Source organism: Streptomyces sp. NPDC001027, from assembly GCF_040299045.1.
In the GTDB taxonomy this organism is placed as follows: domain Bacteria; phylum Actinomycetota; class Actinomycetes; order Streptomycetales; family Streptomycetaceae; genus Streptomyces.
The window spans coordinates 1-7,413 of the sequence record NZ_JBEPBI010000314.1 but is presented as its reverse complement, the minus strand read 5'-3'; the positions used below and the strand labels follow the sequence as shown (position 1 = coordinate 7,413).

Genomic DNA, 7,413 nt, shown 5'->3' with positions numbered 1-7,413 from the left:
GCCACGCGCATCCCGGACAGCGGGATGACGTCGAACCAGTCGCCGCCGACCCCGGCGCGGGCCGCGGGCAGATAACGGGAGGCGGCCTCGACGGCGGCGGTGCGCGGCAGCGTCCGCGGCAGCAGGCTGCGCTGCAGGGCGAGGGCCGTCTCGCGTTCGCGGGAGTAGCGGCGCGCGTTGTCGATGCAGACGGCGGCGCGGGTGGTGACCTCCTCCGCCAGCAGCACGTCGTCCGGGGAGAAGGGCTCGGGACGGCGGAACCGGGTGAGGACGGCGACGCCGAGGGTGACGCCCCGGGCCCGGATCGGCACGGACATCGTGGAGTGGATGCCGATCTCCCGGACCCGGGCGGCGCGTGCCGGGTCCCAGGCCAGCCAGGCGTCCAGACCGCCGCCGGCCACCGTGCCGACGATGGTGCGGCCCGCCGTCAGCGAGTCGGCCTGCGGCGATCCGACCGGGTAGTCCTGCGCCTCGCCCGGCTTGGCCACCGCCTCCGGGTTGCCGGGGTTGACCGAGTGATGCGCGGCGCGCCGCAGACCCACCGGCGGGTCGAACCGGGCCGGGGGTTCGCCGTCCTGCGGGTCGAGCAGGTCCACGCTGACGAAGTCGGCGAGCGCGGGCACGCAGACCTCCGCCAGCTCCTGGGCCGTGCGGGTCACGTCGAGGGTGCTGCCGATGCGCACGCTCGCCTCGTTGACCAGCTGGAGCCGTTCACGGGAGCGGTGGTGCTCGGTGAAGTCGTGGGCGGCCAGGCACACCCCCCGGACCCGGCCGGCCGGGTCGGTCAGCGGCGCCATCCGGGCGAGCCAGGCGTGCGCGCGGTCCTCCCCGCCGGTCCGCATGTACGTCTCGACGTCCCGGGCCCGGCCGCTGTGCAGCACCTGCAGCATGTGCCGTTCCAGATCGGCGCTCTGTGACAGGCCGCCGATCTCGGAGAGCCGCAGACCTCTGACACGTCCCTCGGGCAGTCCGATCACGTCGCTCATCGCGTCGTTGATCCGGCGCAGCCGCAGCCGGTCGTCGTAGACCGCCACGGCGCAGGGCGACTGGATCAGGCCCGCCATGGCGAGCAGTTCGTCCGAGGGGGCGGAGCCGCTCCCGGTGAGAGGGGTGACGACGAGCCACTGCCCCGGCCGGCCGTCCTCGGACCGGGTGTGGTGGGCCAGCAGCCAGGTGGGCACCGGCCGGCCGTCGCGGTGGCGCAAAGTCACCGTTCCGTCCCAGCGGGGACGGGTGAGGAGGGGCGGCCGTCCGGTCAGGAGCTCCGCGGCGGGCCGGCCCACGACCTCGTCCGGGGACCAGCCGAGGAGGGTCCGGGCGCCTTCGTTCCACCCGATGAGCGTGCCGACGTCGTCGACGACGGCCCGGGCCGTCGCGGCCTCGTCGAACGGATACTCCGGGCTCATCTCGCCACTCCCACGCGGGCACTCACCGTGAACAGGCAGGTCGCTTCCGTCCAGCCTAGTGCGTCCGGCCCGGGCGCGAATCGCAACCCCCGCGGGGCGGCGGCACAGCGGCCGTGCGCCGCGGTCAAGAGGCAGAATCGGCCGATCTTCCCCGAGCCGGAGCTCAGGGCGCCCCGGTCTCCTCGAAGGTCACCTTCGCCGTGTCCACCGTGCCCGCGCTGCGGCCGGGCGCGCTCTGCCACGACCAGTACAGGTTGGTGTGGGCGATGACCTGCTCCGGGGCCGGAGCGCCGTACTCCCTGAGATCCTCCGTGGTGTGCGCGTCGCCGACCAGCGTCACGTCGTAGCCCCGAACGAGGGCCCCGTGCAGGGTCGAGCGGATGCACGCGTCCGTCTGCGCGCCCGTGACGACGACCCGGCCCACCCCGTGCTCGGCGAGCACCGACTCCAGCTCCGTGTCCTCGAAGGAGTCGAGGTACCCCTTGTGCACGAGCGGCTCCGAGTCGAGGCGGGCCAGCTCCTCGACGAACTGCCAGTTCTCGCTGTCGCGCACCAGGTCGCGGTCCGCGTGCTGCACCCAGACGACCGGCGCCCCCTGCGCACGGGCGGTGTCGATCAACGCGCCGATGTTGGCGATCACTTCGTCGCGCCGGGGCGCGCCCGCCACCACGCCCTTCTGGACGTCGATGACGAGCAGAGCCGTACGCGGCCGGTCGGGCAGGGTGGTCATGGAGTCTCCCGGTGCTCGGAGTGCTGCGCGGACTGTCCACCCTAGGACGCCCCACTGACAACGGCCCTGGGCCGAGGCCTCGCTGTCGAGGTCATTTCGTCCGCACCGTTGACGGGGTGTCATGACTACAACAAGCATGTTCCTCGACCCCTCTCTGGGAGCGCTCCCATGGGCCGCCCGGTCCTGCACGGAGCGTCCCGCGTCCTCCGAGGAGCCCGGACGTGACACGACGCAGAACGGCCCTGCTGTCCCTCGCGGCCCTGCTGGGCGCGGCGCTCACCGCGCTGCCCGCCCAGCAGGCCGGCGCCGACGAGACCGAACAGGTCAGGAACGGCGGCTTCGACACGACCGCCGACCCGTGGTGGACCAACAACGTCACCGCCGGCCTCGCCGACGGCCGGCTCTGCGCGGACGTCCCCGGCGGCACCGTCAACCGCTGGGACTCCGCCGTCGGCCAGAACGACATCACCCTGCAGAAGGGGTCGACGTACCGTTTCTCCTTCCGTGCCTCGGGAGTGCCCGACGGCCATGCGGTGCGGGCCGTCGTGGGCCTCGGCGTCGCCCCGTACGACACCTGGTACGAGGCGACCCCGGTGCTGAGCGCGTCGGGGGACTCGTACGCGTACACCTTCACCGCGCCCGCCGACAGCGCCCAGGGGCAGGTCGCCTTCCAGGTCGGCGGCAGCGCCGACCCCTGGCGCTTCTGCATGGACGACGTGTCGTTGCTGGGCGGGGCGCCGCCCGAGGTGTACGAGCCCGACACCGGACCGCGGGTCCGCGTCAACCAGGTCGCCTATCTGCCCGGCGGTCCGAAGAACGCCACGCTGGTGACGGACGCCGCAAACAGGCTGCCCTGGCGGCTGAAGAACGCCGCCGGGGCGACGGTCGCGCACGGCTGGAGCGTGCCGCGCGGCCTCGACGCCTCCTCCGGGCAGCGCGTGCACACCATCGACTTCGGCGCCTTCCGCAAGGGCGGCGCTGGCTTCACCCTGGTCGCCGACGGCGAGACCAGCCGTCCGTTCGACATCGGCACGGCCGCCTACCGGCGGCTGCGCCTCGACGCGGCGAAGTACTACTACACGCAGCGCAGCGGCATCGCGATCCGCGACGACCTGCGGCCCGGATACGGCAGGGCCGCCGGACACGTCGGCGTCGCGCCCAACCAGGGCGACACCAGGACTCCGTGCCGGACCGGGGAGTGCGACTACGCCCTGGACGTCTCGGGCGGCTGGTACGACGCCGGGGACCACGGCAAGTACGTCGTCAACGGGGGCATCGCGGTGTGGGAGCTGATGAGCACCTACGAACGCTCCCTCCACGCCCGCACCGGGCGCCCGGCCGCGCTCGGCGACGGCACGCTCGCCCTGCCCGAGAGCGGCAACAGGACGCCGGACGTCCTCGACGAGGCCCGCTGGGAGCTGGACTTCCTGCTGAGGATGCAGGTGCCGGCCGGTCAGCCGCTGGCGGGCATGGCCCACCACAAGGTCCACGACCAGCAGTGGACGGGGCTGCCGCTGATGCCGGCCGCCGACCCGCAAAAGCGCGAGCTGCACCCGCCGACGACCACCGCGACCCTCAACCTGGCCGCTGCCGCCGCCCAGGCTGCCCGGCTCTACAAGCCCTACGACAAGGCGTTCGCGGCGAAGGCGCTGAAGGCGGCGCGCACCGCCTGGGCGGCCGCCCAGGCGCACCCGAAGGTGTACGCCGACCCGGCCGACGGCACCGGCGGCGGCGCCTACAACGACGACGACGCGACCGACGAGTTCTACTGGGCGGCGGCCGAGCTGTACCTGACCACGGGCGAGAAGCAGTACGCCGACTTCGTCGCCGCCTCGCCCGTGCACACCGCCGACGTGTTCCTCCCGTACGGCTTCGACTGGTCCCGCACGGCAGCCGCCGGCCGGCTCGACCTCGCCCTCGTGCCCAGCCGGCTGCCCGGACGGGACGCGGTGCGCCGGTCGGTGGTGCGCGGCGCGGACTCCTATCTGGCCGCCCTCGCGGCGCAGCCGTACGGGATGCCCTACGCGCCCGACGGCAACCGTTACGACTGGGGTTCCAGTCACCAGGTCCTGAACAACGCCGTGGTGATCGCCACCGCCTACGACCTGACCGGCGCGTCGAAGTACCGTGACGGGGCCGTCCAGAGCATGGACTACGTCCTCGGCCGCAACGCCCTCAACATCTCGTACGTCACCGGCTACGGCGAGGTGAACTCCCACCGTCAGCACAGCCGTTGGTACGCCCACCAGCTCGACCCGAACCTGCCGGACCCGCCGGCCGGGACGCTCGCCGGCGGACCGAACTCGAGCATCCAGGACCCCTATGCGCAGAGCAAGCTCCAGGGGTGCGTCGGGCAGTTCTGCTACATCGACGACATCCAGTCCTGGTCGACGAACGAGACGGCGATCAACTGGAATGCGGCGCTGGCCCGGATGGCGTCCTTCGTGGCGGATCAGCAATAGGACGCGACCGATCGGGAGCGAGCACGGACGAACACCTTCTGGTACCGCGCGGCCGTCAGTTTGACCTGGGGTGATTTACGAGTAAGTACCCACGCGGTACCGTGAAGGGCATGCCAGCCCTCAATGTGGAGTTCAGCGATCGCGAGCTGGAGGACCTGCGGCAGATCGCCAAGGAACGCGGTACGTCGATGAAGGCACTCGTGCGGGAGGCGGCCGCGGCCGACATCGCGCGGCACCGGGCGCTGCAGGAGGGCGCGGAGGAATTCCGCAGGTTCTTCGCGTCCCACGCCGACGAGTTCGCGGCCGCCTTCCCCGAAGACGAACGCTCCGCCAGGAGCGAGGGGCGGGTCGCCTGACCGATGACAGCCGTCATCCACATCGACGTGCCCTGGCTGCTCCAGCGCCATGAAGAGGTCCTGCCCGAGCAGCCCACCGTCAACGACTTCTCGGCCCTGGTCGCCGCCGTCGCCCGGCACCGGGTCGACCCGCCCAAACTGGGCGTGGACTCCGACCCCGCCTGGCGCGCCGCCGCGCTGCTGCACACGCTCACCCTGCTCAGGCCCCTGCCCTCGGCCAACGCCCGCTTCGCCTGTGCGACGGCGGTGGCGTACATGTTCACCAGCGGCGTCGGCATCGATCCGCCGTACGGCGCGCTCGTCGACCTCGCCCGGGATCTCCTCGACGGGAAGACCGACGTGTACGGCGCGGCGGACCGGCTGCGCTCCTGGCAGATATAGCGGGGGTTTCCACGGGACGCCGAAGGGGAGTCCTTCCGGGCCGCCGGCCGAGGGCGGGAGGAACAGGGCCGGCGGCCGTTTCGCGCAGGAGAGCCGCCGTCCTGCGCGGGGCCTTTCGAGGAAGTGGCCGGTTCCAGCCAACTACCCGGGCCGGTGCGGCGGGAGCGTGCGCGGAGCCCTGCCGTGTGCGCGTGTTTCACACGGGGCGCACCAACGGATTCCGACCGGAACGCCGGGCCTTGCGGAAAGGCGCTGTACGAGGTGGGAGCCGCTTTTCGCTTATCGACTTTCCATCAACAAAGGGCGCCTTCGACGCTCGCCTTGTTGCGCGCGACTTAGTTGTGCAAAGGTGAACCACCCGTGCGGGGGGTCGAGGCCGGGCCCCCTGCGTTCGTCGGCGGAGGCGAATTGGCGCTCCCTGCCCGCACCGAACAGGTACGTACCAAAGGAATTCGCTCAGTGCCCACCGCCCAGCCTCCGCTTCCGCCCTACCCCCCGCCGGGCCAGGGCCCCGGAGAGTCCGACGAGTCCCTCGCCGCCGGGATACGCGGCGGCGCGGACAGCGAGGTCGCCCAGTCCACGGCGCTGCTGATCGCCCGGCACTGGCGACCGGTGCACGAGTACGCCGTCATCTGCCTCGCCTCCTCCGGCAGCGTCGCGTCGATGATCACCGCCGCCGCCTTCCACCAGGTCTTCGACCGGCTCAAGCTGGGCGAGCCGGGCACCGCGCTGCGCCCCCGACTGCTGGTGACCGTCCGGGACATGGCCCGGCTGTGGTCCGCCGACGAGCAGCTGTCCGGCGTCCTGCCGGTGCTGCGCAAACCCGCCGGGGCCCGCGGCATGCGCACCGCGCAGTCCATGACGCCGGAGAACCGGGTGCTGGCGGAACGCTCGTTCCAGGGCCTCCCCGCGGTCGCCCGCTGCGTGCTGTGGCACGTGGAGGTCGAGGCCGAGCAGATCACCGTCGCGGCAGGCCTGCTCGGCATGGACGGCGAGACCGTGACCGCGGCCCTCGAACAGTCCCGCGACAAGCTCCGCGAGGGCGTCGTGCGCGCCCACCGGGAACTCGCGCCGAGCAAGGACTGCCGCTTCTACAACCGGCTGCTGGACGTGCCCATCCGGCGCGGCGGCGAACTCCTGCCCGACGTGCGCAAGCACCTGGACGAGTGCCGCTACTGCCGCTCGGCCGCCGAACAGCTCGGCGGCTTCGAGAGCGGCCTCGGCCTGCTGCTCGCCGAGGCGGTGCTCGGCTGGGGCGCCCGCCGCTACCACGACACCCGGCCCGGCCGCTCCCGCCAGCAGACCGTGCGCCTCAAGGGCTCGGCGCGGCACCGCGGGGGCGGTACACGGGGCCGGCGCGGCGCGCTGCTCTCGAAGATCCCCTCGCCGCGCCGGCGCTCCTCCGACGGCCCGCGCTCGGCGCGCAGGCTGTTCGCCGGCGTCGGCCTGGCCTCCGCGGGCCTGGTGACCACCCTGCTCGCGGCCGGCATGTGGACGGACGGCGGGGCCGACCCCGCCTCCTCCAGCAGCGGCGCCCCCGGCTCCGACTCGCAGGCCGCCAGTGCCTCGCCGACCGCCCCCGGCACCGCCCGCCTGCCCGCCACGCCGCGGCAGACCCGGCTGCGCAACGCCGCCGCCGACCTGTGCCTTGACGTGCGCGGCGAGGTGAAGGCGGGCGCCTCCGTCGAGCTGGCGGGCTGTTCGTCCGAGGCGGCGCAGCGGTGGTCGTACGGCGACGACGGGCAGATGCGCAGTGCGGCCCGGCCCGATCTGTGCGTCGACTCGCACGTGGACGCCGGCGTGGTCATCCTCGGCGCGTGCGCCGACGCCACCGACGCCCGCGGCGACGACGTCCGCTACGACCTCACCGTCCAGGGCGAGCTGCTGCCCCGCTGGGACGACGCGCTGGCGCTTGCCCCGGCCGGTGAGAACGCGGGCAGCGACGTGGTGGTGAAGGTGCGCGACCACTCGGCGAGTCAGCGCTGGCTGACCGACGGCCCCTCGGCGAGCCCGGGCTCGCTCGCGGTCGCCGGCACCGGCGAGCCGCCCCCGGCCCGGCCCGTCCGGGCCGAGCCCGT

The 7,413-nt window shown here is 73.2% G+C and carries 6 protein-coding genes; 4 read left to right on the top strand and 2 right to left on the bottom strand.

The window, feature by feature from the left end:
* The coding region (locus ABT300_RS39095) for a PAS domain-containing protein (protein WP_351686454.1) at positions 1 to 1,406 on the bottom strand (1,406 nt) is incomplete at its 3' end.
* Between the two features lie 163 nt (positions 1,407 to 1,569).
* Positions 1,570 to 2,136 (bottom strand): cysteine hydrolase family protein, encoded by a 567-nt coding sequence (locus tag ABT300_RS39090; protein WP_351686452.1) that lies wholly within the window; start codon positions 2,134 to 2,136, stop codon positions 1,570 to 1,572.
* Positions 2,137 to 2,357: 221 nt separating this feature from the next.
* On the opposite strand from ABT300_RS39090, the gene ABT300_RS39085 reads away from it, so the two are divergent.
* The 4 genes from ABT300_RS39085 to ABT300_RS39070 form a co-directional block, all read left to right on the top strand.
* The gene (locus ABT300_RS39085) at positions 2,358 to 4,598 is read left to right on the top strand and encodes a glycoside hydrolase family 9 protein (RefSeq protein WP_351686449.1); all 2,241 of its coding nucleotides are present in this window, start codon (positions 2,358 to 2,360) and stop codon (positions 4,596 to 4,598) included.
* A 110-nt stretch (positions 4,599 to 4,708) separates the two neighbouring features.
* Positions 4,709 to 4,954 (top strand): hypothetical protein, encoded by a 246-nt coding sequence (locus ABT300_RS39080; protein WP_266716421.1) that lies wholly within the window; start codon positions 4,709 to 4,711, stop codon positions 4,952 to 4,954.
* Positions 4,955 to 4,957: 3 nt separating this feature from the next.
* On the top strand, positions 4,958 to 5,335 hold the full coding sequence (locus ABT300_RS39075; protein ID WP_057577480.1) for a hypothetical protein: 378 nt from the start codon (positions 4,958 to 4,960) through the stop codon (positions 5,333 to 5,335).
* A 459-nt stretch (positions 5,336 to 5,794) separates the two neighbouring features.
* Positions 5,795 to 7,413, top strand: a 1,619-nt coding sequence (locus ABT300_RS39070) for an RICIN domain-containing protein (protein ID WP_351686444.1), incomplete at its 3' end; no start/stop codon positions are given.

Coding starts and splice junctions, on each gene's coding strand:
- ABT300_RS39075 (WP_057577480.1), top strand. CDS start 4,958: ATGACAGCCGTCATCCACATCGACGTGCCCTGGCTGCTCCAGCGCCAT.
- ABT300_RS39080 (WP_266716421.1), top strand. CDS start 4,709: ATGCCAGCCCTCAATGTGGAGTTCAGCGATCGCGAGCTGGAGGACCTG.
- ABT300_RS39090 (WP_351686452.1), bottom strand. CDS start 2,136: ATGACCACCCTGCCCGACCGGCCGCGTACGGCTCTGCTCGTCATCGAC.